We start from the raw sequence: 23,566 nt of genomic DNA on the forward strand, positions 1-23,566 counted from the left end.
CCTTTTTTATTAACAAATGAATTCCACTCTCGTTTTGCATTTTTATGAATTATCGATGAAAATTAATAAGCCTATTGCCCTGTTTATATAATAAAAACTCACCGACATATTGAAATCGATGGAAAAATTAATAATAATTATCTCGGTCTTTAATATATTATTCTTTTTGCGTGATCGCTTTATGCGTTGAATCTTGCCAAAAACGTTTTCGTGCGCGCTTCTTTCGGACTGTCGATGACGTCTTTCGGTGTGCCCTGTTCGACGATGATACCTCCATCCATAAATATGATGTGACTGCTCGTGTCGCGGGCGAACGCCATTTCATGCGTGACGACGACCATCGTCATCTTTTCCGCAGCAAGCGTTTTAATAACCGACAGTATTTCGCCTGTCAATTCCGGATCGAGGGCGCTCGTCGGTTCGTCGAACAACAGCACTTCCGGATTGAGCGCAAGTGCGCGCGCGATGGCGACTCGCTGTTGCTGCCCGCCTGAAAGTTCGTACGGATAGTTCGATATTTTATCGGCGAGTCCCATGCGCGAGAGAAACTCGGCGGCGAGCGTGTTTGCTTCTTCTCTGCTTTTTCCGAGTACGCGGCGGGGGGCGTCGGCGACATTTTGCAAAACGGAATAGTGCGGAAACAAATTGAAATTTTGAAAGACGAGTCCGGTTTTGAGCGCTATCGATCGAAGGGCGGTTTTGTCGGCATAGATGCCGTCTTTGACGAGGTTTTGCCCGCATATCGAAACAGAACCGCCGCTTACCGTTTCAAGCTGCGTAATACAGCGGAGGATCGTCGACTTGCCGCTTCCCGAAGGACCTATGATACCGAGCACTTCGCCTCTGTGTACGGAAAACGAAATATTTTTAATAATTTCCGTCGTTCCGAACGACTTCGAAAGATTTTCTATTTTAATAATTTCTTCGCTTTGCCGCATCGTTACTATTCCCGCTGTATATAGGTGTCTTTCGGGCGCACGGTGATGACGACACGCCTGTTTTGACGCCGGCCTTCTTCGGTATCGTTCGACGCGGCGGGAATCGTACCGCCGTAACCTCGGTAGCTGAAAAGAGAAGCGGGTATGCCGTCTGCGATGAGCGCATGCATGATTGTCTTAGTGCGTTCGATCGAAAGGTTCATCTGACCTTTGGGTTTTCCAACGTCGGCCGTATGTCCTTCGACGAGTATCGTATAGCCGTCGTTGTTTTTAATAATTTCTTTGAGAGATGATGCGATGCGTTCTACGCGCGGTCTTTCCGACGGTAAAAGCTCTGCCGAATCGGGGATAAATTTTACGTTTGCGATCGATATGACGATGCCTCTCACTCCATCGTCGACTTTCGTATCGGGAACGCCGCCCTTTGAACCGTTTTGATTTTCAGCTGCACCCTCTCCTCCGGTGATCTCTCGGCGGAGCGTATCGTAGGCGGCGTAGTATGAATCGTCTTTGAGAGGAGAGCTCACGTTGTGCACAAGCTCGTCTTTGTCGAGGATGACGACGACTTTGCCTTCTTTTAAAAGCGCGCGGTTTTGCGCTACCGTGAGAATGCGAAGCGCATCGCGTGAGCGGATGACGGGATCGGTACGGTTTTTTCCGTACACTTTATACGCTTTGATGTACAGCGGATCATAACCCGTGCGTTCGTGATATGTGCGTGTGTCGTCCGATTCTCCGTAGAGCACGATGCCGCTTGCCTTAGCCGTATCGAAAAATGCCATATCGCGGTCGTAAATCAAATCCATGCTTTCATCCCAAATACGCGGGAAAAAACAGGGAGAGACGGCGCTTTCGACGTATTCGCCGTGTACGGGAAGTTTGCCTCTCGCATCTATGACGATGCCCGAATATGCGCGCGATGCGACCGATGCGATCGGAAGCGGAGGAGCATATGGCGTGCGCTGCCTGAGCAGCATGGCGCTTATCGAAGGGACGGAAATCGTATTGGACAGGGAGAGCGTGAGCGTTCCGCCTTTAAAAACCGCGCTTGTCGTTTTTCCGCCGTAGACGATATCGGTGATCTCTTTCAGAGTCAGCGTGCCGTCGAGTATCAAATCTCCGAGCTGCTTTGCGTTATCGACGTAGAGCGATAGAAGCGGATCTTTAATCAATGCGGGAAGCTTTAAATACATCGATTCCGATGCGGCGTTTTTGCCCGAGGGCAGCGATACGCCGGCCTTTTCCGTATCGAACGAAACGGATGAAACGAATTGCTGCTTGGTCCAATCGATGCGGCTTACGGACGTCATCGTTCCGCTTTGCCCAAGGACGTTCATCATCGAAACAAAAAAAATACAGGCAGATAGTATAATTTTTTTTTGCATACGCATTCTTTAAGAATATCGGCTTATTTTACGGGTATATAGAGGATTTTTCCTGTCCGCAAAACCGCGTTCCGTTGTACGTTGTTTGCGCCGCACAGCGCGTCGACCGTCGTACCGAAACGCTTAGCGATGCTCCACAACGAATCGCCTTCGAGCACCGTGTAGCGTGTTTGAAAGCGGTACGGTTCGATCGCGGCGATCGCATCTTGAGCCGAGCGCGCCATACCTTCCGGTACACGGATACGCCACGAAGATGCGGGCGGCGTGATGCCTCGAAAGAGCGCGGAATTGAGCGAAAGCAGCATATCTTCATCGATCTTCAATTCGTGCGCGAGGCGTCGTACCGAAATCGCCCCCTTCGTTTCGGCGTAATCGAACCGGCCGGCGCGGGGATTTACGGGTTCGCCTTTTTCGTCTTTTGCAGACGGAATGGCGACCGCGTAGTATGCGGCGTTTTCTGCGGCGTCCGCGACGGCAAGGAGCTTCGGCACGTATTCGGCGGTTTGTGAGCGCAGCTGTTTATGTTCGGCCAAATACCAAAAATCTTTGCCGGGATTTTTTGCGAGAGAACGCGCCATAGCGCCCGCGCCGCAATTGTACGCGGCGATTGCGAGAGGCCAATCGTGAAACATATTGAAATTTTCCGTAAGCTTTGCGAGCGCCGCATCGGTCGATTTCCACGGGTCGAGCCGCTCATCGACAAAATCGTTTCTGACGAGAAAAGGTTTTGTGCTGTTCGCCATAAACTGCCACAGGCCGACCGCACCGCTTTTAGATTTCGCATTTGTCATGTAGCTTGATTCGACGACGGGAAGATATTCGAGTACGGATGGCATGCCGCGCTCTTTGAGTTTTTCGCGCACGTAAAGCCGGTACTGCTCTCCATTTTCGAGCATAGCCGAAAGCCGTTTGACCGATTTTTCCGAAAGATAATAATCGCGATATTTTTGCACGGATGGTCTGTGCGCTCCTGGAATGTCGAGTTCCTTATACGCGACCGAAAGCGGCATCGCTTTCCGCGAGATTTCTTTGACGGATGTATCATCCGCTTCGTTTGTAGTATGCGCGTCCTCAGGAAGCGGCGCATCGTTTGAAAGGCGATTCGACACGGCATCCGCATCGGACGGGTCGAGTGTTTGTACGAGCGGAAGAGATGAAAGTTCGTCGTCGAGCGATGCACGCTCTTCGGCCGTACCGTTTGCGGCATCCGGTGGACGGCTTATCGAAGAGTCGGACGATTCCTCGATCGCCGCAGCTTTTAGCGAAGCTCGGCGGCTTGCGTTATCGGCAGTCGGTTTTACGGAATCGCCCGGCGCTTTTTCGAACGATACGGTTTTTACTGAAGTCGTATCGCGCACGCTATCGGTCGGGCACATTGCCGAAGTCCCAGACGATTGTTCGGCCGCATCGGAAATGCTTTGCGAGCCGAGCGCAAAAGCGTATGTCGCACACAGAAAAAAGGCGATGAGAGAACGCGTCATAAGAGCCGTTCGCCCATATAAATGCCCGCCCATTCCCAGTTGTCGTTTATGTCGGGGTCGATCGGAAAATCGACTTTGCGGAAATACAGATACCACACCGGCGAATAGGGGCTCCATCCCCTCGTGCGAAGATAGGCTTCATTCGCTGTCGTTCCCGTTTCAAGCGTGTCGCTGAACGAAATGCGCTGTCCGCGCATATAGACGCGCAGTGAAAATTCTTTTTGCGAATTGGGATCGTTTTCGTCCTGCGTCCACGACATATAGAAGAAGTTGATCTTCGAGCAATAACTGTCGAGCGCTCTCCAATCGTAGCGCGTGATCGCGCTTTTGACCGCGGTGACGAGGGCGTCGAGCGTTTCAAATGTCCAGTCTTTCGAAGAATTATTAAAATCGACCAAGCGCCTGGCATCTCCGTATGCGTTCGGTTCTCCCGCGATTTGAATCGTCGGTGCGTCGCTCTGTTCGAGAAACTGCGCGAAAGAGCGCAGAGCTGATTCCCATTCGCTGTTTTTTTCGTATTCGAGTGCACGGCGGTAATACAGTTCCGTAATGCTGACGTCGGACGGAAATCGGTTTATCATTTCGTTAAAATAGGCGATACGCGTAGAAGACGTTTTGCTTATGCGGATGAGATTTTTAAGACACAAAAAGTGAACGGAGCGTCCCTTTACGAGCAAATCGGGATAGTGGCGCAGGATACGGTCGAAATAATATTCGGCAAAGGGTTCGGCCTGCATCGAAAGATATGCGTAGCCGGTCATCAAAAGCCAATACGAATTGTATGCGTCGTCGGGATGTTTTTGTACCCAATCGGTTAAAAACAAAACGGCGGATTGATATTCGTTCGCCGAAAGCATATTGTTTGCGATTTGATTGACGATCGCGTAGCGGCTACCGGCTGCAAGATCGCTCTTTTTGAGGAGGGAAACAAGCTGCGCTTGTTCTTTGCGTTTGGACTCGGCCGTCGCTACAGACGACGGAAACGCAAAAATGCATACGAGCAGCACGGCGATTCCCGCCGCGTACGAAACCTTTTTCAGCATACGTTTTTTCGGCATACGGTACTGTAGCACGAGCGGGACTTATTGGCAAGACTCCGTATAAAGTGTATTCTATAAGATACCATGAAAAGACACAGTATGCGCTTTTACAATATGATTCTCGCGTTGGGGATATTTTTGATCACTGCGGGGTTTATCATGTTTATTCTGTCCCCGGGCGGAACGGACAGCCTCGTTATAACCGTGTGGCCCCTTGTCGGTATCGTCTGCGGCGCTGTCTTTTTGTATTTTACTCTGTCGTTTACGCACAATTCGTTCCACTTTTTTCTCGCCGTATTCTGCGGTCTTTCCGGTATTTTTTTCGGCCTTGTCTCAGGCGGCATTATCCCAAAAACGATACGTGAATGGTGGCCGGCTTTAGTCGTCTTCGCTTCTTTTGCGCTCTTCGCCTCGGGATTTTACAAAGCGTGTAAATTGCGCATCGCTTATACCTTTCCGGCGGTAACGCTGCTTTTGCTCGGAAGCGTGTTTTTACTCTTTTCGTTCCGCGTTATTCCCGGTTCGTTTAAAAGCTTTGCCCTCACGTTTATCCCGTTTTTTATTATTATTTCCGGGACTTTTATGGTTGTCCTTTTTTTGCTGCAACGAAAATACAACCAATTTTACGTCGAAGATGAAAACGAAGAGTCGGAAGAGATTGAAACCGAAGACGAAGACTTTTTCGATAAGGGATTGTAATCGGTGCGCGCATATTTCCGAAGCGGAATAAAATTAATAATTCTATTTGCGGCGGTGTGTATGCTCCGTGCCGCTCCTCTGTCGGCCGCGCCGAAGAAAAATTCTTCCCGTGCGCGAAATGTCCCGTCGACAGCCGAAAATACCGCATCCGACGACAAAGGAACGGCGATCGCGATCGATGTGCCGAAAAAGGGGCGCCGTACCTACTTTTCCCGTATTGCCCCCGATGTGATGGCTGCAGCGGAAAACGCTTCCCCCGATTCGATACGGAGCGCCGTATCGCTTTTGCGCAAATCGGGAGAGGATTATACCGAAGCGGAAAAGGTACTTTTGAACGTGCTTTCGGGCATCATGAAAGCGGCGTGGGTTTCCGAGCGTGTCGATTGGGAAACGCCGTCGGTAACCGAGGCAACCGCTTATCTCGGGGCGCTCGATTCGGCGCAAAAGGGCATCTACGATTTGAGTACCGGTAACGTCGATTTTTTTACGCTCGTCCTTCCGTCTCTCGTCGTCATTAAAGCGGACGATGTTTCCTCTTATGCCTCTGTCGCCGAGCAGGCGCTCACGGCCGCCCTCGTCCTTCGACCGGACTCCGCCCTCGCTCATTACCTCATCGGCGTGCTCTACGTAAAGACGATGCAAACGGAAAAAGCGCTCGAGCATTTTTCGAACGCGGCGAAATCGGCGCTTTCGTGTAAAGAGATTTCATACGCCGAAGCGGATTGCCTGAAACGACTGGATCGGATGCAGGAAGCGCAGACGATAGCGCGTTCTCTCTTGCAGCGCTATCCTGCGGACATCGCGGTATTGAAGCTCTGCGCCGAAACTTCGTTCGCGCTTAACGATTTTTCTGCAGCCGAAGAATACGTCGGTCGCGTGCTTCAGCAGGAACCGAACGATTTGGATTACGTTTTGTTCCGCGCGCGCATTTTAGCCGGCAAAGGCGATTACATCCGTGCGGCCTCTCTCCTCGACGTATACGCGCGGCAGAATACGTCTTCGCGCGCTTATCTTTTGCTCCGCGCCCGCCTTCAGTATGAATGGAGTAAAAACTTCGCCGCCGCATCCGAAACGATAGAGCGCGCTCTTTTGCTGTACCCGAACGATTTGGACGTGCTTCTCTTCGCCGCACGCCTGGCCGCTCCGCTTGCGGGGGTGACCGCCGAAGAATTTGCAAAGCGCGCGCTTGAAATCGATCCTGTAAATACGGAAGCGAAACGCTATGAGATCGACGGTATGATGCGCAGCGGAAAATGGAAGGGTGCATACGATTCGAGCAAAGCGCTCGTCGCTTCAAGAGGGGCGCTCCGAAGCGACATATTCGTACACATCCGCATCTGCCTCGAACTCGGGAAAAATGATGAAGCGTGGAATCTCATCTCGCCTCTGTACGCCGAAAATCCCGATGACGACGACATTCTGCAGTCCTACGTCGTCGTGCTGAGCAAAACCGGCCGGAATGCGCAGGCGCTTTCGCTCATCAATTCCCGCTTACCGGCATCTTCTTCCCGAATGAAAAGTTTTTTTTATTATCGGAGGAGTTTTTTAGACGTTTCGCAGGAAGATTCCCTCGCCGATTTGCGTTCGAGCCTCATCGCAAACCCGCGAAATACGGATGCGCTTTTCAGGCTTTATGAAATTTATTATGAGCGGCGAGATTACCGTAAAGCGCAGTATTATTTGAAACAAGTCGTTGCGCTCGAACCGAACGATACCGAGATGCGGAAACTTAACGAGGAGCTGTCGAAATTAATAAAATGATGTACCCCAAGAAAATGCGGGCGATTTTTTTTGCTTTCGCATCGCTCTTTTTTATCGTGCTTATCGTGCGGGCGTTCCGTCCCGCAAGACTTTTCGTCCGCGTGTCGGATGCGCTCTATGAATCGTATAAAGCGAAATTTGAAGCGGTGCAAAGCGAAAAGCTTTCGTTCCGCTTTATAAAAGAAAGCGAAAACATGCGCCCCTCGTTTTTCGGCGCCGTTCCCGTTACGATAGGACACATTTCGGAAAGGACAGAAGTGCCGATCGCAAAAGAAGAGCGGGGAGAAAACGAAGTCTATTATCTGTTATCCGAGACGGAACTGCTTCCTTCGGTAAAAGCGGATTTTGCAAACGACGGAACGCCGCAAGCATCGCTCCTTTCTCCCGATGCGAGCGTTTCGTTTTCCGAGGCGGCTTCAATGCCCGAAGGCAATCGCGCGCTTCCAGTTGACGGCGTCTATGCCGGAAGCGCGGGCTATGCACTTTCCGTAAAGCGCTATGCCGTGTGCGTCTCATACGATAAAAGATATGCGGAAAAATTCACCGCATTCTGCGAAGCCGTTTTTGCGCCGAAAAGCGCATCCGCATGTAAAACGATTTTCGTTGCAAGCGTCGGCGATATCATGGTTGCGCGCGGCGTACAGGAAATTTTAATCGGTCGTCCGGACGGCCTCGAAACGGTATTCGGAAATACGCTTTCGGTTTTGCAAAAAAACGATATTACGATCGGAAATCTCGAAGGCGTCGTAACGTCTTCAAAAAACAATGCGGTAAAAACCTATACCTTTCGTTTCGACGAAAGAGTGCTGCCGCACTTAAAAGACGCGGGATTCGATTATCTCATGCAGGCGAATAATCACGCTTACGATTTCGGAGAAGAAGGTTTTAAGGACACGCTCGCCGCTTTTGAAAAGTACGGCATACCGACAAGCGGCGCGGGACGCAATGCGGATGAGGCGAAAAAGTTTTATCATAAAACTGTCGGAAACACGACGTTTGCAATCATTTCGTGCGGCGCCTTTCCCGTCGAACGCTCGGGCTTTAACGGCAAAACGACTGCAACTGCGACCGACACGCGGGCGGGCATTTTGTGGCAGAGCGACGAGCTTTTGGAAAGCGTCAAAAAAGAAAAAGCTGCGGGCGCTTTCGTCATCGTAAACGTGCACGGCGGAGAAGAATACCGCTTTACGCCGACACAAAGCCAGCGCCGCTTTTATGAAGCTTTGTGCAGCGCGGGCGCCGACGTCGTATTCGGAAGCCACCCGCACGTCCTCCAGCCCATCGAATGGTACGGCAAAAGCCTCATCGTCTACAGCCTCGGAAATTTTTTGTTCAACGGTATGGAAGGGATGCCGGGCGCGACCGAAAGCGAAATCGTGAGGCTCGGCATCGTAGATAAACGCATCGCTTACTGCGAAATCTACAAAGCCGAACTTAAAGGAAAAACGGTTACGCTCAAGCGGCGCACAGATGCGGTAAAGTGAAAATTAATAAAAGTCTGAATGCCGAGTTCGAACGTATTTTAAAATAAAGGTATGCTTTCGGCGAGAATGACCGACGTACAATCGCCGAAAGCGTTTTGCAATTATCAAATACGCACCGCTTTTCGACCTTATCGCTTTATGAGCAGTTCGGCGTACGCTTTGAGGTTCGCTTCCATTTTATCTTCGAGCACTGCGTTCGCAAGTTTTTTGCCGAGCTGTACGCCTTCCTGATCGAAACTATTGATATTCCATAAGAATCCTTGGAACATCACTTTGTTTTCGTAGTGCGAAAGGAGCGCACCGAGCGCTTCGGGCGTGAGTTTTTCGCCGTAGATAATGCTCGACGGCCGCTCTCCTGCAAAATATTTATTCGGATTATCGTCGTCTTTACCGCATGCAAACGCGATGATTTGCGCGGCGACGTTCGCTCCGAGTTTTTTTTGACTCGTCGAACCTTTGACGACGATGTCTTTGCCGGCTTGACTTTCTTTGAAAGCGATAAACTGGAGCGGCACGATATTCGTTCCCTGATGCAAAAGCTGATAAAACGAATGCTGTCCGTTCGTTCCCGGCTCTCCGAATATGACGGGCCCCGTCACATAATTGATTTTTTTGCCGAAGCGGTTGACGCTTTTACCGTTCGATTCCATATCGAGCTGCTGTAAGTGAGCGGGAAAGCGCACGAGCGCCTGCGAATAAGGGAGCACCGCCGTCATCGGATAGCCCTGCACGTTACGCTCATACACTCCGATGAGCGCGTCCATGAGAGCTGCGTTTTTTGAGAGGTCGGTTTCCGTTGCAAGCTTGTCTTCAGCCGCCATACCTTTAAGAATTTTTTCGAATACGTCAGCGCCGAACGCGAGGCTCAGCACCGCTCCTCCGACGGCGCTCGACGACGAATAGCGCCCGCCGATGTAATCATCCATAAAAAATGCCGCAAGAAAATCCTTGCTCTTTGCAAGCGGACTCGTTTCGCTCGTTACGGCGATCATGTGTTTTGCGGGATCGCAGCCGGCTTTTTTAATAAAATCGGCGACGAACATTTGATTCGTAAGCGTTTCAAGGGTCGTACCGCTTTTCGAAACGAGGATAAAAATCGTACGGGAAGGATCGAGAGACGCGATGACGGCAGCTCCGTCGTCCGGATCGACATTCGAAATAAAATGCGCTTTCATTTTGAACTTACCGTTCGCCTTCGCCCAATTTTCAAGGGCGAGGTAGAGCGCTCTCGGTCCCAAATCGCTTCCGCCGATGCCGATTTGGCACACTGCCGTATAAGGCTCGCCTTTTTCATTTACGAGTTTTCCCGAATGCACTCGCTCGGCGAAGTCCGCGATCGCCTTTTGCTGTGCGGTGTAAAAATTGCGCTTGTTTACGTTTCCGTCGAATACGTCTTTGCCGAGCTTACCCCTCGTCAAGTGATGGAGCACCATGCGCCCTTCTCCCGTGTTGACGACTTCTCCGTTGTAGAGCGCGGAAAACTTTTCGATGAGCGACGCTTCTTTGACAAGCGATTTGAAAATCGAAAGGATTTGCCGGTTCACTTCTTTTGCCGCATAATTGTAAGTGAGACCCGAGCTCATCGGAATCGAAAAGTCTGCGATGCGCTTTGCACCCGCCGCTCCTTTCAAAGCGGTTTTAACGGAAACGGCTCCTTTCAGCGAAAGAAGTTTTTTGTAGCTTTCCAGTTTGTTGAGATTGCACCATTCGACAGTTTTCATAAAATACCTCGGAATCGATACGATAAATGTGAAGCGTTTGCAAAGCGGCTGTGCGCCGGCGCTTATGCTCATTACTTTAACAAAAATACGGAAAAAAAGATAGTCAGGAGAGGGTCGATGATTTATATAAGTTTTGCCGTGTAAATTTTATTAAAAATCATCAAAAATGTAAAATACTTTATAGAAAATAAGGGAAAGCGGTCGTATACTTTCGTTAAGGATAAATCGATCAGCTGTAAAACGCTGAAATTCATATTTATAAGGAGATCGATATGAGTGTCAATTGGGCAAAGTTTAGAGAAGAAGAATTCCCTGCGCTCGACAAGGATCTTACGTTTTTGGACGCCGCCTGCGTAAGCCTTATTCCTCAGCGCACGGTCAGGGTAATGCACGAATTTATCGAATACAGCGCCCGTAACGATGAAATCAACTCCAGCGCACACCACATCAATATGGATCACAAAAGGGACAAAGCCTATAAAGAAGCCGCAAAACTTCTGAATGCGGATCTTGAGGAAATCGCTTTGGTGGAAAGTACCAGCCACGGCCTCAACATTGCGGCGACGTCGCTGGAGGTAAAACCGGGAGAAAACATACTTACCACAAATTTGGAATTTATTCAGGTTGCCTTGCCGTGGTGTGTCAAACGCGAAAAAGAGGGAATAGAGATAAAGGTGGTAAAGGCAAAGGACAACCGCTTTACCGTCGAAGATTTTGCCAAAGCTGCTGACAATAAAACCAGAATAATCGTCATCTCGTCGGTGGAATGGTGCAACGGTTGGCGCATGGATCTCAAATCAATAGGCGACTTCTGCAAGCAAAAGGGTATTTACCTTGTAGTCGACTCGGTACAGGAATTAGGTGTCCGCAATATGGACACAAAGAGCTTCCATGTAGACATCCTCACCGCAGGCGGGCATAAATGGCTCAATTCGCCGTTCGGGACGGGTGTCATGTACATTAACAAGGATCTGCTCGGCAAAATCGATCCGGTTTTCTGGGGGTACCTCAACAGCGAAGCTCCGGCTGAAGGATGGGGCGCATATTGGGAAAATCCCGGCTCGCAGGCGGTAAATAATTGGAAATTCGTCAAAACAGCCAGACGTTTTGAAATCGGCGGAACGTCAAATTATCCGGGCGCTATTGCGCTGGGCGAATCTTTGGGGCTGGTCAATGAATTGGGAATTAAAAACATTGAAGAACACGTCCTTGATCTGGGCGACTACTGCATGAAAAAGATGGAAGAACTCGGCGGAACCATTATCACCCACAAAGAACGGGACAGAAGAGCAGGCATCGTTATCTTCAGACTGTACAATGATACGAAAAAAGATTTGGAAATTCTCAAAAAGCTGCATGCCAAACGAGTGCTCATCGCGCAGCGCTTCACCGACTATGTCGGAGGATTTAGGGTTTCCTGCCAATATTACAATATGGAAAAAGATATTGACGTTCTTGCAGATACCCTAAAGCCGATCATTGCGGAAATGGGTAAGCCGGATTACAAAAAGGTATAAACAATTTAAGCCTGTCTGAAAAGGAGGCCGGACATGATGCGCACGGGGTATTCCTTCTACGCACAGGATATCGGCATTTTGGTTTTTTCCACTACGACTCCTCGGATTCCGGGGGACGCGGGTAATGCCTTGAGCTTCCGATATCCGGTCTGCTATCAGATTGTAAAAGGCGGTTTTGCAGATCTCATCGACGGCTCGCCCGAGATACGAAAAAACATTCTTGACGCCGTAGAAAAACTGAAGGCAAAGGGTATCTCCGCAGTCATAGGAGACTGCGGGCTCATGTCGCTGTATCAGCAGGACATGGCGGAAAAACTTATTACGGCGGCTTCTTCTCTTTGTCAGATACCGCTTATCTGGCAACTAATAGGTAAAAAAGGAAAAATCGGAATAATCACCGGCCATTCAAAGCTCTTAAAGGAAACTCATCTGCTTCAGTCGGGATGGGTGCCCGAGATTCCTCTGGTAATACAAGGCATGGAAGAAGAGGCGCATTTTAACGAAATAATCATAAAAGGAGGTCATGCCCTTAAACCTGAATTAATGGAACAGGACGTTTGCCGGGCATGTCAAAAGTTACAAGCACAAGACAAAGATCTTCGGGCTGTGCTTATAGAATGCAGCAACCTAGCCTCATTTTCCCGTACGGTACGGGATGAAACGGGTTTACCCGTTTTCGATTTAATAGGAGCGGCAGATCTTATAGCACACAGCGTATGTCCCCGAAGATATGACCAGACATAGCGTAAGCCGGGAAACACCGGGTTGAAAGGGGGTGACTGTATTTATGGGAGACAAATTAGCAAATAAGGCCAACGAAACAAAATCCGAAGTACTTGAATTCAGAGGCGGCGTTTTGGGAGCGGCGATTCCGTTTCTTGTCCTGTTTGTCGGAATAATCATTTTGGCTCTAACCGGCAAGGCTCTTCCGATGGCGTTTTGGGTTCCGACTCTGGCATCCATTCTTGCAGCGTTGATCATGGCAAAAAATCCGGAAAAATGCGCCGGCGAATTGGTAAAAGGTATGGCCTCCGAGATGGTGGCCATAATGCTCATGGCATGGTTCCTTGCGGGAATCGTAGCTCAGATCCTTAAAGAATCGGGTCTGATCAACAGTCTTGTTTGGCTTTGCGTAAGGGCCAATGTCAGCCCTCGATTGTTCCCTGTATTGGTATTCATTTTAGGATGCTCCCTCTCGACCGCAACGGGAACGGCTTTAGGGACTGTGATCGCTCTGACTCCTATTCTTTATCCCGTAGGGGCTGCTATCGGTTCCAACGGAGCTGTCCTTTTGGGTGCCATAGTGTCTGCAGCGTATTTCGGCGACAATATTGCGCCTGTTTCGGATACTACTATCGCTTCGGCATATTCACAAGGGATAGAAGTCGCCGATGTGGTTCGCTCGCGCCTAAAATATGCACTGGTTGCCGCCGCAATAGCAGCGGTGCTGTTTTTTATTTTTGCCGGCAGCGGTACGAGAGGGGAATTTACTACCGCATCGCTCGGAGAACTTAAGCCGAACGGTCTCATAATGCTTTTAATACCGGCAATTCTTATTTTCCTTATGTACCGAGGATCTCACCTGATAATAGCTTTGATGTTAAGCTGTGTAATCGCATTGGTGCTAAGTCTTGCGACGGGACTGCTTGATCCTGCTCGAATTCTTGTCATCGATCTAAATAATTTTACCGTAGGCGGTGTTTTGGTTGAAGGCATTTTAGGGCTTATCGATATTTCCGTATTCGCATTTATGCTTATGGGACTTATAAATCTCCTCGACAAAGGCGGATTTTTCAGCTATCTCATAGACAGACTGTCGATTTTTACAAAGTCCCCCCGCAGTTCGGAACTTACCATCTTAATGCTCGATATCATCCTTAACATGCTGACTGTGGCAAACACTGTTGTCATAGTCATGCTCGGCCCCGTGGCAAAAAAAGTTTTGGTGGAAAAACACCGTATTTCCAGAGACAGAAGCGCCAATATTCTGGATGCTGTTTCGGGAGCGGCTATGTGTCTTATTCCCTACAGTTTTGCTCCTATGCTCGCATATATGTTTGCCGCAGGTTCCGGAGCGCCGGTAGATTTTACGGTGTTTCATATAAGCCTGTTCGCATTCCACGGATGGACGCTTCTTGCAGTGATGGTGTTCGCCTGTATTTCGGGATGGGGACGTAGTTTTATCCCAAAAGATCAATACGACGCTGAAATAGCAAAAGACGCAGCGGAGAGTAAATCCAAAAATATAATGGATGTATGATCCATATTGATCGTGAATTAACCGCCGGATTATTTCGGCGAATTGAATTTTTAGGAGGAATGGATCATGTTAAAAATAACAAATACCGACAAGGCGCCTGCGGCAATCGGACCGTATTCACAGGCCATAAGTTACGGAAGTTTGCTGTTTACGTCAGGGCAAATACCCCTTGATCCCGTAAGCGGCAACGTAACGGGCGACAATATCAGCGCACAGGCGGAGCAAGTAATAAAAAACATAAGCGCCGTACTTACCGCGAACGGTATTGATTTTACAAAGGTTATCAAAACCACCTGTTTTCTTGCGGATATGGGAGATTTTGCGGCATTCAACAAAGTTTATGAAAAATATTTTGTATCAAAACCCGCCCGCAGCTGCGTCGCGGTAAAACAGCTGCCGAAAGGAGTACTTTGCGAAATAGAAATCGTCGCCGCCTTAGAATAGCAATTCCTTAAAAAGGAGGATCGGTAATCATTATGGAAGAAAAACGAAAGCTGGAATTCTATGGCAGTAAAGGTATGATATTCGTACCTATTATTCTTGCCATAGCGGGACTTATCTATATCGCAGTCCTAAACGCAAATATCCCTGAGTATTGGGTAGTTTTTTTGCTTCCTCTGATACTTTGCATCTTTTTGGCAAAGGACAAAATCGCTTATTGCGAAGCCATCCTTAAAGGGGTGACCGACAATATAGCGGCTATACTGATTGTTGCCGTCATATATGCCGGTATATGCGGCGCCTTACTCAGCCGAAGCGGTGTTGTGACAACCCTTGCCAATTATCTTGTGCGGGCGAATTTTTTAGGAAATAAGTTTGTCGGGGCGACATTCCTTTTGACTTGTCTTGTGGCATTTTCTACAGGAACATCTGTGGGTACCATATTCGTAGTCGGGCCTATACTTTATCCCGTAGGATACTTGGTAGGAGCGACACCGGGATTGCTTATGGGTGCTATAATTTCAGGAGGCGCTTTCGGAGACAACCTTTCCCCCGTTTCCGACACTACCATCGCCTCAGCATCTACGCAGGAAGCGGATCTCGGAGGTGTTGTGCGCAGCCGACTGAAATACTCCATTCCCGCAGCGCTTATTTCAATGATTTTATATTTTATCCTCGGATCCGGAGGCCAAGTTATAGACAGCACAATGATTTCGGCGGGCGAGACCAATCCGGTATCTCTTTTGTTTTTGCTCATCCCCGTGATAGTTGTAACCGCCTGCATATTTAAAAGACATCTTTTGGAAGCTTTGAGTTACGGCATCATATCTGGGCTCATAATCGCCTTGGCGACAGGTATCATCGGATTGGGTGACATAGTTTCCGTTCCGGAGCCCTTCGGCGCCGGAGGAATTATCCTCGAAGGCATACAGAGCGCAGTTCCCACAGTGATCATAGTCATGATGATGTTCGCCCAAATAAGCGTTCTGAAAGAAGGCGGCGGTATAGACCTGCTTCTCAAGTCCATGGATCGTTTTATAATAGGCGTCCGTTCAGCGGAAGTTGCGATCGTTATCATTGTTATCCTGCTAAACATGGCTACGGGTCTCAACACGGCAGCCATCGTAGGAACAGGAGAACTGGCTAACAAGCTGGGTAAAAAATACCGTATCAATAAATACCGGCGGGCAAATCTTTTGGACTGTACGGGAAGCACGCTGAATTATCTGCTTCCCTACATGATTCCGGTAGTCATCGGTGTTATGCTGAGCGCAACGACAGCTCCTGTGGAAGGGGCAAGTCCCGTTTCTCCAATTGCAATCATCGTCGGACAATTTTACCCTTGGGCAATGCTTGTTATTCTCATTGTGTCCATTGTCACCGGATACGGCCGTACTATGATGGCCGACGGCGGTGAAAAAAATGATAATGAAAATACGGCCGAAGCATAGGCTGCGGCATTAAATAATTTGGTATGCAATAGCAAAGCACAGCTGTCAAAAAAGCTGGTCACTTTTTTGACAGCATTTTTCGTTGTCGACTAGTATTCGGATAAAAGGCGTTCAAGTTCTTCCGTATCCCGAAGAATATAATGTCCGTCTTTCCTGCCGATTATGCCCTTTTCAAGAAAATTGTTAAAAATATTACTGGTCGTAACCCTGCTGGTGTTAATCATACTGGCGATATCCTGATGAGTAAACTTTATACTTATAAGGACGCTTCCGTCGGCTTGAGCCCTTCCGTACTGTGCGGCGATATCCAGGAGTATGCGGGCGATACGCTGTAAGGATTGATAAAAACTGAGCTCCAGAATTTGGCTGACAAAAATGCTGCTCTTTCTGCAGACAAGACGCATGATTTTTTGTGCCATACTCCAATTTCTTCGCATATGTTCTTCCAGCACATGATAAGGAATGAAGTATACCATAGAATCCACAATGGCGACTGCGGAAGTGTCATGAGGATGGTTTTGAATACATGCAAACTCCCCGCACATAGCTCCTTGTTCCGCAATATAAAGCTGTTTTTCTTCTCCTCCGGAGCGGTAAGACGTTATCCTGACTCGTCCCGATTTTATGATATACACACCGTCCGGCATTTCATTCTGGTGATACAGGAACGTTTTTTTTCGAAACAAACGAGGCAGCCGGTTTCGGGTAAGGTCATCCCAATAGGAAAGATCGATATTAATCCAGGGCGATATTCTGGTCACGGGGAATGTGTTGGCCATGTTTAATAGTATACATTGAATACAGATTATTTCACAGCATTTTTTTCAGCCCTATATGTGCTATTTGCCATTTATGCGAATTATTCTATACTATCCGTATGATTGCCGCTTATCGTTTACCGCTTCCCGAACATACGACGCTGTGCGTTTACGACGGAGATACGCTCATCTTTTCAAACGGCGGAAAGTGGCTCATGCCGCTGTTTGCCCTTGAAGATTTTTTTAAAACGTATGACGGTTCTCGAAGCGATCTTTGCGCCCACGATACCGCTGTCGGAAAGGCCGCCTGCGTTTTGATGATCCGTATGGGCATCAAAAAAATCCACGCGAATATCGCAAGCGCGTTGGCGATCGACTATGTTGCGGAATTGAACCGTGCACGCGGCGGGCACGATCCGATTGAACTTTCGTACGATACCTCGGTGCGCCGTCTTTTGTGCGCGACCGAAGATCGTCTCGAAACGATGCACGACAGCGATGAGATGTATACGCATCTGCGCTTCCGCGCAAAGCTCGTGCAGGGCGTCGACGTGTGCGTGCGAAATTTGTCCGCGCCGTACGGTTTTATCAAAAACATTTCGTTTGCCGTAAACGCCGGCGGTCGTCTTATGATAGCGGGCGAAAACGGCGCGGGAAAGACGACGCTTTTACGATTGCTGATCGGTATGATCCCGGTCGAATCGGGGGAGATTTTGATCGACGGCGTACATCCGTCGAAGCTGCCCAAGCGGACGATCGGTTATATTCCGCAAGCGGCGGAGAGCTCGGAGTACAGTCTTTCGGTTGAAGAAGTCGTGTCGCTCGGTTTGCCGTCCCGCGTAAAAAACGGAACGTCTCTTATTCGAAAAGCGCTCGCGCGTGTCGATGCGCTTCGTCTTTCGGGCAGGAGCTTTGCAAGTCTTTCGGGCGGTGAAAAGCAAAAAGTGTCTTTTGCGCGCTGCCTTGCGCAAAACGCAAAACTGCTTTTGCTCGACGAACCGACTGCCGCTTTGGATACGGAAAGCCGCGCTACGGTTATGGAAATTCTGCATTCGCTTTCCGTTTCCGAAATCCCGACCGTCATCATCGTTACGCACGACGAAGCGCTTTTGCGTATGGCAGGGTGGCAAGTGCTGCACCTTGGCAAAGCGGCGGCCGAAGATGCGGGAGGTGTGTGTGGATAGACTGTTGCTGCTCTTTATGCTGCCGCCGGTGTTTCGCGGGGGTATCGCGCTCGTCGTCTCCGGCGCCTGTTTTCCGCTTTGCGGTGTCATGGTGCTCCGCTTACAACTCGTGCCGCTTCGCTATATGCTCATGCACGGCGTCATTTTGGGAGGTGCGCTCGCGCTTGCATTTTCACTTCCGCTCGTTCCCGTGATTCTCGCGGTAAACATCGTTCTCATTTTTGCTATGACGGCGTTTACGAAAAATGAAAATTTCGGTTTCGGCGGGGCGAGTGCCGCGGCGATGGTTTTCAGCATGGCGCTCGCGTCGCTTGTCGTGCGCATCGGAGGGGTTCCGGCAAAAGATACGCTCAGTTTGCTGTGGGGAAGTCCATTCGCGCTCGGTGTGTCCGACCTTGCGTTTCTTGCCGGTCTTGCAATCTTTCTCGCCTCCTATGTCCTTATCAACTTCAGAAATATCGCCGCACTCTTTTACAGCAGGGAGATCGCCTATTCGCTCGGCATACACGTGCGCGTTCACTATACGTTCATGGTCGCGATTATCGCGTTTACTGTGGCGATCGCGATGAAATTGCTCGGCGCGTTTTTAATCGACGCGCTGCTTGTGCTGCCCGTGCTTTCCTCCGCAGCTTTTTTGCGCCGGAAAAAAGGGCAGGGTATCGGCTCTCTCTTTTTGTTGAGCAGCGTTTCGGGCTGCATCTTCGCCGCAGGAGGCTACGTGCTCGCCGTCGTTTTCGATTTGCCGCCGGGAGCCGTGATCGCGATCATTGCGGGAATTGCCTATGCGGTTTTTTCCGTGATATAATAAGAACTACAGACTATGACAAATGAATTGCTGCTTATCATTTCACTTGCCGCTTCGTTCGGCGGCTTGCTCGCGTTTTTTTGCCTTTTCGGAAAAACCGGCTGCAGCGTGTGGATCGCGCTGTGTACGGTTTTGGCAAATATCGAAGTCGCCGTTTTAATAAAAGCGTTCGGCATGGAACAGACGCTCGGCAATACGCTTTTCGCGTCGAGCTTTCTCGCAACCGATTTTTTAAGCGAATTCTACGGCAAAAAAGAAGCCGGCAAAGCGGTAAAAATCGGCATCGCGACTTCCTGCGTTTTTATTTTGTTTTCGGCGCTGTGGCCGCACTACGCGCCTGCTTCCGGCGACCGCGCGATGGCGGCCGTCAAAACGCTTTTTTCCGGAACGCCGCGCATCCTTGCCTCAAGCCTCATCGCGTATGCCGTAAGCGAACTGCTCGACGTACGCCTCTATCACGCGCTGTGGGATTTAACAAAAAAGAAAAGCGGCAGCGGGGTGAAATACTTGTGGCTCCGCAACAACGCGGCGACGCTCGCATCCCAAGCGGTGAACATCGTCCTCTTCAATTTCGGTGCGTTTTTCGGCGTCTACGATATGAAAACGCTCGCGGCGATAACGGCGTCGTGCTATGTGATCTACATTGTGACGAGCATCGCCGATACGCCGTTTTTGTACGCTGCGCGAAAAATACATGCGATGCGAAAATCACGCGGGGCGGCGCGTTGACGATTCGCGCACGATGAGTTCGGTTTCCAAATACATACCGCGCACGGGCATCGCTGCGGCGGGCTTTCACTGCATCGAACTGACGCCTCCTACCGGTTAATTGACTTTTTTGCCGCATCGTGTATGATGGCGTAGCAGATGCGGTTGTCGTACGATGCGAAGCTTTCGCAGATGCCGCAAAGGATTTCGCATGGTTGATTTTTCTTCGCCGTATTTGACGGAACAACTCATCGCCTATATCGGAAATAAGCGGAGGCTGCTCCCGCTCGTCTACCGCGCGATAGAAAAGACCGGCGTCCCCTTGGAAGGTGCGAAATTTTTTGACGTTTTTGCGGGAAGCGGGGCGGTATCGCGTCTTGCAAAATCGCTCGGCTGTGAAGTGTTCTCTAACGATTGGGAATACTACTCGTACATATTGAATTCCGCTTATATTAGAATCGATAAAAATGAAATTTCCGAACTCTTCGGCTCGGAAGAAAAACTTTTGCGTATTATCGAAAAAATCAACGATCTGCCCGATCCGTCCGAAGATGAGCGATATATCGCCCGTTACTATGCGCCCAAATCCTTCGATGACGATGCGGCGGATTTTAAAACCGAACGTCTCTTTTATACGAAGCGCAATGCGCTCGCGATCGATAAAATCAGAAATCATATCGAGCGTGCGTATCCTGAAAGCGCGTCTCCGTCCGAACAAAAAAAGCGCGAATTGCTTTTGGCGGAACTGCTCTATGAAGCTGCGACTCACACGAATACGTCCGGCGTTTTCAAAGCGTTTCACAAGGGTTTCGGCGGCTATTCGAAAGACGCACTCGATCGCATCACCTCTCCGATACGGCTCCGCTTTCCGGTACTCGCTTTATCTCCGTTTCCGGTTCACGTGTACAAAGAAGACGCGAACGCGCTCGTAAAAAAAATCGGGGGTATCGATATCGCATACGTCGATCCTCCGTATAATCAGCATCAGTACGGAAGCAATTACCATTTGCTCAATACGATCGCGCTGTGGGATCGCATTCCCGTTCCGCTCGATTTGAACGAAAGAGGGGAGCTTGCCGAAAAAGCGGGGATCAGGCACGATTGGAGCAGGACGCGTTCGGATTATTGTTATAAGGAAAAAGCCGAACGTGCGTTTGCCGATTTGCTTTCGAATCTCGACGCGAGATATATTTTAATAAGCTACAGTACCGACGGCATCATCCCGTTTGAAGCGATGCGCGAAATGTGTATGACGCGCGGAAAGCTTTCGATCGTGACGGGCGAATACACGACGTACCGAGGCGGTAAGCAGAGTAACGCGCGGCGCAACGTGAATATCGAATTCGTCCTTTGTATCGACACGACGCAAAAATCCGATGCGGCGTCGATGCGGGCGATAGACGATATCCTTATCAAAAAAAAATTCGCACTCCTTTTCAAGCGAAGATTTTCGAAAAGAAAACTCGCCGCCGCAGCTTCAAGTTTTGACGGGGAGCGCTTTTTATTTTCGGTTTGCGGAAAAACGATATCGCTCCGTACGAAGGGCGGCTTCGTTTTATATCCGCCGGAGGACACCGCGCTTTCCGCATCGGCTCTCCGTACGTTGTACGATGTTCTTTTTTCATGCGCGTGTGAAACGAAAGAAGATGAGTTGGCGGAATTGCTGTCGAATATGGACGGGAGCGAAAAAAGCCGCGCTTTTGTTTCGCTCATCCCCGGTACGCTGAAAAAGCTTGCATACCGAAAAAACCGCGCGTCGTTTTATACGTGGCTCGAAAAAATCAAAGGGCTGCGGAAATCTCATCCCGAGCTCTATGCGTGCATCGATAAAAAAATCGCGGACGTCGAAAGTCTCGCCTGCCTTCGCTTTGTGACGTAATGCCTCTGCATACAATTTTGATACCTCCGCAAAAAGCAAAAAAGAAAAAAAACAAAAGCGCTTGACAGCCGGCGGCAAATACGCTAATAATAAATCGTTGCATAATCGTTTCGATAGACAGACGTCGTACAGTAAAATCAAGGAAAGTTTCCAAAAACGAAGTTTTTAGAGACCTCTATCCCTTTTCCAAGGAATATTTTCATTCTAAAATCGAGTATGTCGTTTTTTATAAATCATAACGCAATGGAGAATTATTAATGGCACCAATACGAAAGCGCCGTACTGCGGGCGCATCAGGTGATGTTGAAAAGACGGAAAAAGCGCAGAGCGAATCCGAAGTTCAGCCCGATTCTTATGCCGGCTCGGAATCCGTTTCCGACGGGGGCGAAGAAAACTATGCGCAAGAAACGCCGGCTGATGTCGTTGATGCGGCGCGTCCGGTACGCACCGTCAAAACGAAACGCCGCGCGGTAATCAAAGTCGATAAAGCTGCCTCCCAGGAAGAAGAAGCGAGCGAATCCGATACGGCTCAGGAAGCGGAGACTGAAGAAGCGCACGAATCGTTTGCGGATCGCCGTGCCCGTCCGCGCTGGAACGGAAGCGCAAATCAAGCGTATCGAAAGCCTGCGCGCTACGGTGCAAACCGCACATATTCCAGCCCCGCAGTCGACGCCGCCCTCCAAAATCAGGCATCGATTCCTATGGAGAGCGACGGAGACGAAGAAGCGAAACCGAAGCTTGTCATAAACGATTTGACCGTCATGGGCATGACGCAGCTTCGAGAGCTTGCGATGAAATACGGCTTTTCGAGCGACGATTTGGCACCGATGAAAAAGCAGGAGCTCATCTTCGTCATCTTAAAAGCACACACCGAACACGGCGGCACGATATTTGCGTCCGGCGCGCTCGAAATCCTGCCAGACGGCTACGGCTTTTTGCGTTCTCCGCAAAACAGCTATCTTCCCGGTCCCGACGATATCTATATTTCGCCGAGCCAAATCAGGCTTTTCAATTTGAAGACGGGCGACACCGTGTACGGGCAGACGCGTTCTCCGAAAGAGGGCGAGCGTTTTTTTGCGCTGCTCCGCATAGAATCGGTAAACTTCGACGAACCGCGCGTCGCGCAAACGAGAATTCCGTTTGAAAATCTGACGCCGCTCTATCCGAACAATAAACTGCATCTCGAAACGGTTTCAACCGAAGTTTCGACGCGCATCCTCGATCTTTTCAATCCGATCGGTAAGGGGCAGCGCCTCCTGATCGTCGCGCCGCCGAAAGCCGGTAAAACGATCCTCATGCAAAAGATCGCAAATGCGATTACGAAAAATCATCCCGAAGTTTACCTCATCGTTTTGCTTATCGACGAACGTCCCGAAGAAGTGACTGAAATGGAGCGATCGATTCAAGCGGAAGTCATCTCATCGACTTTCGACGAACAGGCGACTCGCCATGTGCAGGTTGCGGAGATGGTGCTCGAAAAAGCGAAGCGACTCGTCGAACACAAGCGCGACGTCGTCATCTTTCTCGATTCGATTACGCGTCTTGCGCGTGCATACAACCAAACGGTACCGACGTCCGGTAAAGTGCTTTCCGGCGGCGTCGACTCGAACGCCCTTCACAAGCCCAAGCGCTTTTTCGGCGCGGCGCGCAACGTGGAAGAGGGCGGCAGTTTGACGATCATTTCGACTGCACTCATCGAAACGGGAAGCCGCATGGATGAAGTTATCTTTGAAGAATTCAAAGGCACCGGCAACAGCGAAATCGACCTTGACAGAAAGCTTGCCGAACGCAGACTTTTCCCGGCGATCAATATCAAAAAATCGGGGACGCGCAAAGAAGAACTGCTTTTGTCCGAAAACGAACTGCAAAAGATGTGGGTGCTGCGCAAAGTGCTCAATCCTATGGAAGACGCGGACATTCTCGAACTTTTGCTCGACCGCATGAGAAAGACGAAGACGAACGAAGCGTTCCTCGCGTCCATGAACACCGGTACGGCTGCCGTTTCGGATAATTGACAAGCGCGTATTTTTTTACTATATTGATAGAACATCGTC

19 protein-coding genes are annotated in these 23,566 nt (G+C 49.7%); 13 read left to right on the forward strand and 6 right to left on the reverse strand.

All coding sequences use genetic code 11. From position 1 onward, the window contains the following. Positions 1–179 precede the first annotated feature (179 nt). From IZU26_RS12675 to IZU26_RS12690, 4 genes are all read right to left on the reverse strand, one after another. Positions 180–938 (reverse strand): amino acid ABC transporter ATP-binding protein, encoded by a 759-nt coding sequence (locus tag IZU26_RS12675; protein WP_433279484.1) that lies wholly within the window; start codon positions 936–938, stop codon positions 180–182. 5 nt (positions 939–943) lie between these two features. Further along, the gene (locus IZU26_RS12680) at positions 944–2,278 is read right to left on the reverse strand and encodes an OmpA family protein (RefSeq protein WP_433279486.1); all 1,335 of its coding nucleotides are present in this window, start codon (positions 2,276–2,278) and stop codon (positions 944–946) included. 68 nt (positions 2,279–2,346) lie between these two features. After that, positions 2,347–3,804: a lytic transglycosylase domain-containing protein gene (locus tag IZU26_RS12685; RefSeq protein ID WP_021329782.1), complete on the reverse strand. Its 1,458-nt coding sequence runs from the start codon at positions 3,802–3,804 to the stop codon at positions 2,347–2,349. Beyond that, positions 3,801–4,862 carry a tetratricopeptide repeat protein gene (locus tag IZU26_RS12690; protein WP_433279488.1) on the reverse strand — a complete coding sequence of 354 codons (1,062 nt, stop codon included), beginning with the start codon at positions 4,860–4,862 and terminating at the stop codon, positions 3,801–3,803. The genes IZU26_RS12685 and IZU26_RS12690 overlap by 4 nt, the downstream gene beginning before the upstream one ends. Before the next feature lie 66 nt (positions 4,863–4,928). Between IZU26_RS12690 and IZU26_RS12695 the strand changes: the two genes are divergently transcribed. From IZU26_RS12695 to IZU26_RS12705, 3 genes are read left to right on the forward strand one after another with little or no spacing between them, the layout of a single operon-like run. Continuing rightward, the gene (locus tag IZU26_RS12695; RefSeq protein WP_038080628.1) at positions 4,929–5,543 is read left to right on the forward strand and encodes a hypothetical protein; all 615 of its coding nucleotides are present in this window, start codon (positions 4,929–4,931) and stop codon (positions 5,541–5,543) included. 60 nt (positions 5,544–5,603) lie between these two features. Continuing rightward, positions 5,604–7,304 (forward strand): tetratricopeptide repeat protein, encoded by a 1,701-nt coding sequence (locus IZU26_RS12700; RefSeq protein ID WP_433279490.1) that lies wholly within the window; start codon positions 5,604–5,606, stop codon positions 7,302–7,304. A gap of 14 nt (positions 7,305–7,318) precedes the next feature. Next, on the forward strand, positions 7,319–8,788 hold the full coding sequence (locus IZU26_RS12705) for a CapA family protein (RefSeq protein ID WP_433279492.1): 1,470 nt from the start codon (positions 7,319–7,321) through the stop codon (positions 8,786–8,788). Positions 8,789–8,916: 128 nt separating this feature from the next. On the opposite strand, the gene IZU26_RS12710 is transcribed toward IZU26_RS12705, so the two are convergent. Next, positions 8,917–10,509 carry a glucose-6-phosphate isomerase gene (locus IZU26_RS12710; protein WP_433279494.1) on the reverse strand — a complete coding sequence of 531 codons (1,593 nt, stop codon included), beginning with the start codon at positions 10,507–10,509 and terminating at the stop codon, positions 8,917–8,919. Positions 10,510–10,781: 272 nt separating this feature from the next. Here IZU26_RS12710 and IZU26_RS12715 point away from each other — a divergent pair, with 272 nt between their 5' ends. The 5 genes from IZU26_RS12715 (at position 10,782) to IZU26_RS12735 (ending at position 16,178) form a co-directional block, all read left to right on the forward strand. Further along, on the forward strand, positions 10,782–12,026 hold the full coding sequence (locus tag IZU26_RS12715) for an aminotransferase class V-fold PLP-dependent enzyme (RefSeq protein WP_433279496.1): 1,245 nt from the start codon (positions 10,782–10,784) through the stop codon (positions 12,024–12,026). A 33-nt stretch (positions 12,027–12,059) separates the two neighbouring features. Then, positions 12,060–12,770 carry a hypothetical protein gene (locus IZU26_RS12720; RefSeq protein WP_021329787.1) on the forward strand — a complete coding sequence of 237 codons (711 nt, stop codon included), beginning with the start codon at positions 12,060–12,062 and terminating at the stop codon, positions 12,768–12,770. Positions 12,771–12,813: 43 nt separating this feature from the next. Further along, positions 12,814–14,286 (forward strand): Na+/H+ antiporter NhaC family protein, encoded by a 1,473-nt coding sequence (locus IZU26_RS12725; RefSeq protein WP_433279498.1) that lies wholly within the window; start codon positions 12,814–12,816, stop codon positions 14,284–14,286. A 66-nt stretch (positions 14,287–14,352) separates the two neighbouring features. Next, positions 14,353–14,730, forward strand: a complete 378-nt coding sequence (locus IZU26_RS12730; RefSeq protein ID WP_310823754.1) for a RidA family protein — start codon at positions 14,353–14,355, stop codon at positions 14,728–14,730. Between the two features lie 32 nt (positions 14,731–14,762). Then, positions 14,763–16,178, forward strand: a complete 1,416-nt coding sequence (locus tag IZU26_RS12735; RefSeq protein ID WP_310823752.1) for a Na+/H+ antiporter NhaC family protein — start codon at positions 14,763–14,765, stop codon at positions 16,176–16,178. Positions 16,179–16,267: 89 nt separating this feature from the next. On the opposite strand, the gene IZU26_RS12740 is transcribed toward IZU26_RS12735, so the two are convergent. Continuing rightward, entirely contained in the window at positions 16,268–16,957 is a 690-nt protein-coding gene (locus tag IZU26_RS12740; protein ID WP_433279500.1) for a Crp/Fnr family transcriptional regulator, read from the reverse strand. Positions 16,958–17,055: 98 nt separating this feature from the next. Here IZU26_RS12740 and IZU26_RS12745 point away from each other — a divergent pair, with 98 nt between their 5' ends. The 5 genes from IZU26_RS12745 (at position 17,056) to rho (ending at position 23,527) form a co-directional block, all read left to right on the forward strand. Beyond that, a complete protein-coding gene (locus IZU26_RS12745; protein ID WP_433279502.1) occupies positions 17,056–18,120 on the forward strand; it encodes a DUF1893 domain-containing protein in 1,065 nt (354 codons plus the stop codon). After that, a complete protein-coding gene (locus tag IZU26_RS12750) occupies positions 18,113–18,925 on the forward strand; it encodes a metal ABC transporter permease (protein ID WP_433279504.1) in 813 nt (270 codons plus the stop codon). The genes IZU26_RS12745 and IZU26_RS12750 overlap by 8 nt, the downstream gene beginning before the upstream one ends. 15 nt (positions 18,926–18,940) lie before the next feature. Then, positions 18,941–19,654, forward strand: coding sequence for a queuosine precursor transporter (locus tag IZU26_RS12755; RefSeq protein ID WP_433279506.1), 714 nt, complete (start codon positions 18,941–18,943; stop codon positions 19,652–19,654). 190 nt (positions 19,655–19,844) lie between these two features. Continuing rightward, positions 19,845–21,512, forward strand: coding sequence for a DNA adenine methylase (locus IZU26_RS12760; protein ID WP_433279508.1), 1,668 nt, complete (start codon positions 19,845–19,847; stop codon positions 21,510–21,512). 257 nt (positions 21,513–21,769) lie between these two features. Then, a complete protein-coding gene (gene rho / locus IZU26_RS12765) occupies positions 21,770–23,527 on the forward strand; it encodes a transcription termination factor Rho (RefSeq protein WP_433279510.1) in 1,758 nt (585 codons plus the stop codon). The last annotated feature ends 39 nt before the right edge of the window (positions 23,528–23,566 follow it).

This window comes from Treponema sp. SP13, from assembly GCF_050938355.1.
In the GTDB taxonomy this organism is placed as follows: Bacteria; Spirochaetota; Spirochaetia; order Treponematales; family Treponemataceae; genus Treponema_D; species Treponema_D socranskii.

What these genes read in the sequence shown, in the direction of transcription:
- IZU26_RS12675 (WP_433279484.1), bottom strand. Translation starts at nt 938, where the DNA reads ATGCGGCAAAGCGAAGAAATTATTAAAATAGAAAATCTTTCGAAGTCG.
- IZU26_RS12680 (WP_433279486.1), bottom strand. Translation starts at nt 2,278, where the DNA reads ATGATGAACGTCCTTGGGCAAAGCGGAACGATGACGTCCGTAAGCCGC.
- IZU26_RS12685 (WP_021329782.1), bottom strand. Translation starts at nt 3,804, where the DNA reads ATGACGCGTTCTCTCATCGCCTTTTTTCTGTGTGCGACATACGCTTTT.
- IZU26_RS12690 (WP_433279488.1), bottom strand. Translation starts at nt 4,862, where the DNA reads ATGCCGAAAAAACGTATGCTGAAAAAGGTTTCGTACGCGGCGGGAATC.
- IZU26_RS12695 (WP_038080628.1), top strand. Translation starts at nt 4,929, where the DNA reads ATGAAAAGACACAGTATGCGCTTTTACAATATGATTCTCGCGTTGGGG.
- IZU26_RS12700 (WP_433279490.1), top strand. Translation starts at nt 5,604, where the DNA reads ATGCTCCGTGCCGCTCCTCTGTCGGCCGCGCCGAAGAAAAATTCTTCC.
- IZU26_RS12705 (WP_433279492.1), top strand. Translation starts at nt 7,319, where the DNA reads ATGCGGGCGATTTTTTTTGCTTTCGCATCGCTCTTTTTTATCGTGCTT.
- IZU26_RS12710 (WP_433279494.1), bottom strand. Translation starts at nt 10,509, where the DNA reads ATGAAAACTGTCGAATGGTGCAATCTCAACAAACTGGAAAGCTACAAA.
- IZU26_RS12715 (WP_433279496.1), top strand. Translation starts at nt 10,782, where the DNA reads ATGAGTGTCAATTGGGCAAAGTTTAGAGAAGAAGAATTCCCTGCGCTC.
- IZU26_RS12720 (WP_021329787.1), top strand. Translation starts at nt 12,060, where the DNA reads ATGATGCGCACGGGGTATTCCTTCTACGCACAGGATATCGGCATTTTG.
- IZU26_RS12725 (WP_433279498.1), top strand. Translation starts at nt 12,814, where the DNA reads ATGGGAGACAAATTAGCAAATAAGGCCAACGAAACAAAATCCGAAGTA.
- IZU26_RS12730 (WP_310823754.1), top strand. Translation starts at nt 14,353, where the DNA reads ATGTTAAAAATAACAAATACCGACAAGGCGCCTGCGGCAATCGGACCG.
- IZU26_RS12735 (WP_310823752.1), top strand. Translation starts at nt 14,763, where the DNA reads ATGGAAGAAAAACGAAAGCTGGAATTCTATGGCAGTAAAGGTATGATA.
- IZU26_RS12740 (WP_433279500.1), bottom strand. Translation starts at nt 16,957, where the DNA reads ATGGCCAACACATTCCCCGTGACCAGAATATCGCCCTGGATTAATATC.
- IZU26_RS12745 (WP_433279502.1), top strand. Translation starts at nt 17,056, where the DNA reads ATGATTGCCGCTTATCGTTTACCGCTTCCCGAACATACGACGCTGTGC.
- IZU26_RS12755 (WP_433279506.1), top strand. Translation starts at nt 18,941, where the DNA reads ATGACAAATGAATTGCTGCTTATCATTTCACTTGCCGCTTCGTTCGGC.
- IZU26_RS12760 (WP_433279508.1), top strand. Translation starts at nt 19,845, where the DNA reads ATGGTTGATTTTTCTTCGCCGTATTTGACGGAACAACTCATCGCCTAT.
- rho (WP_433279510.1), top strand. Translation starts at nt 21,770, where the DNA reads ATGGCACCAATACGAAAGCGCCGTACTGCGGGCGCATCAGGTGATGTT.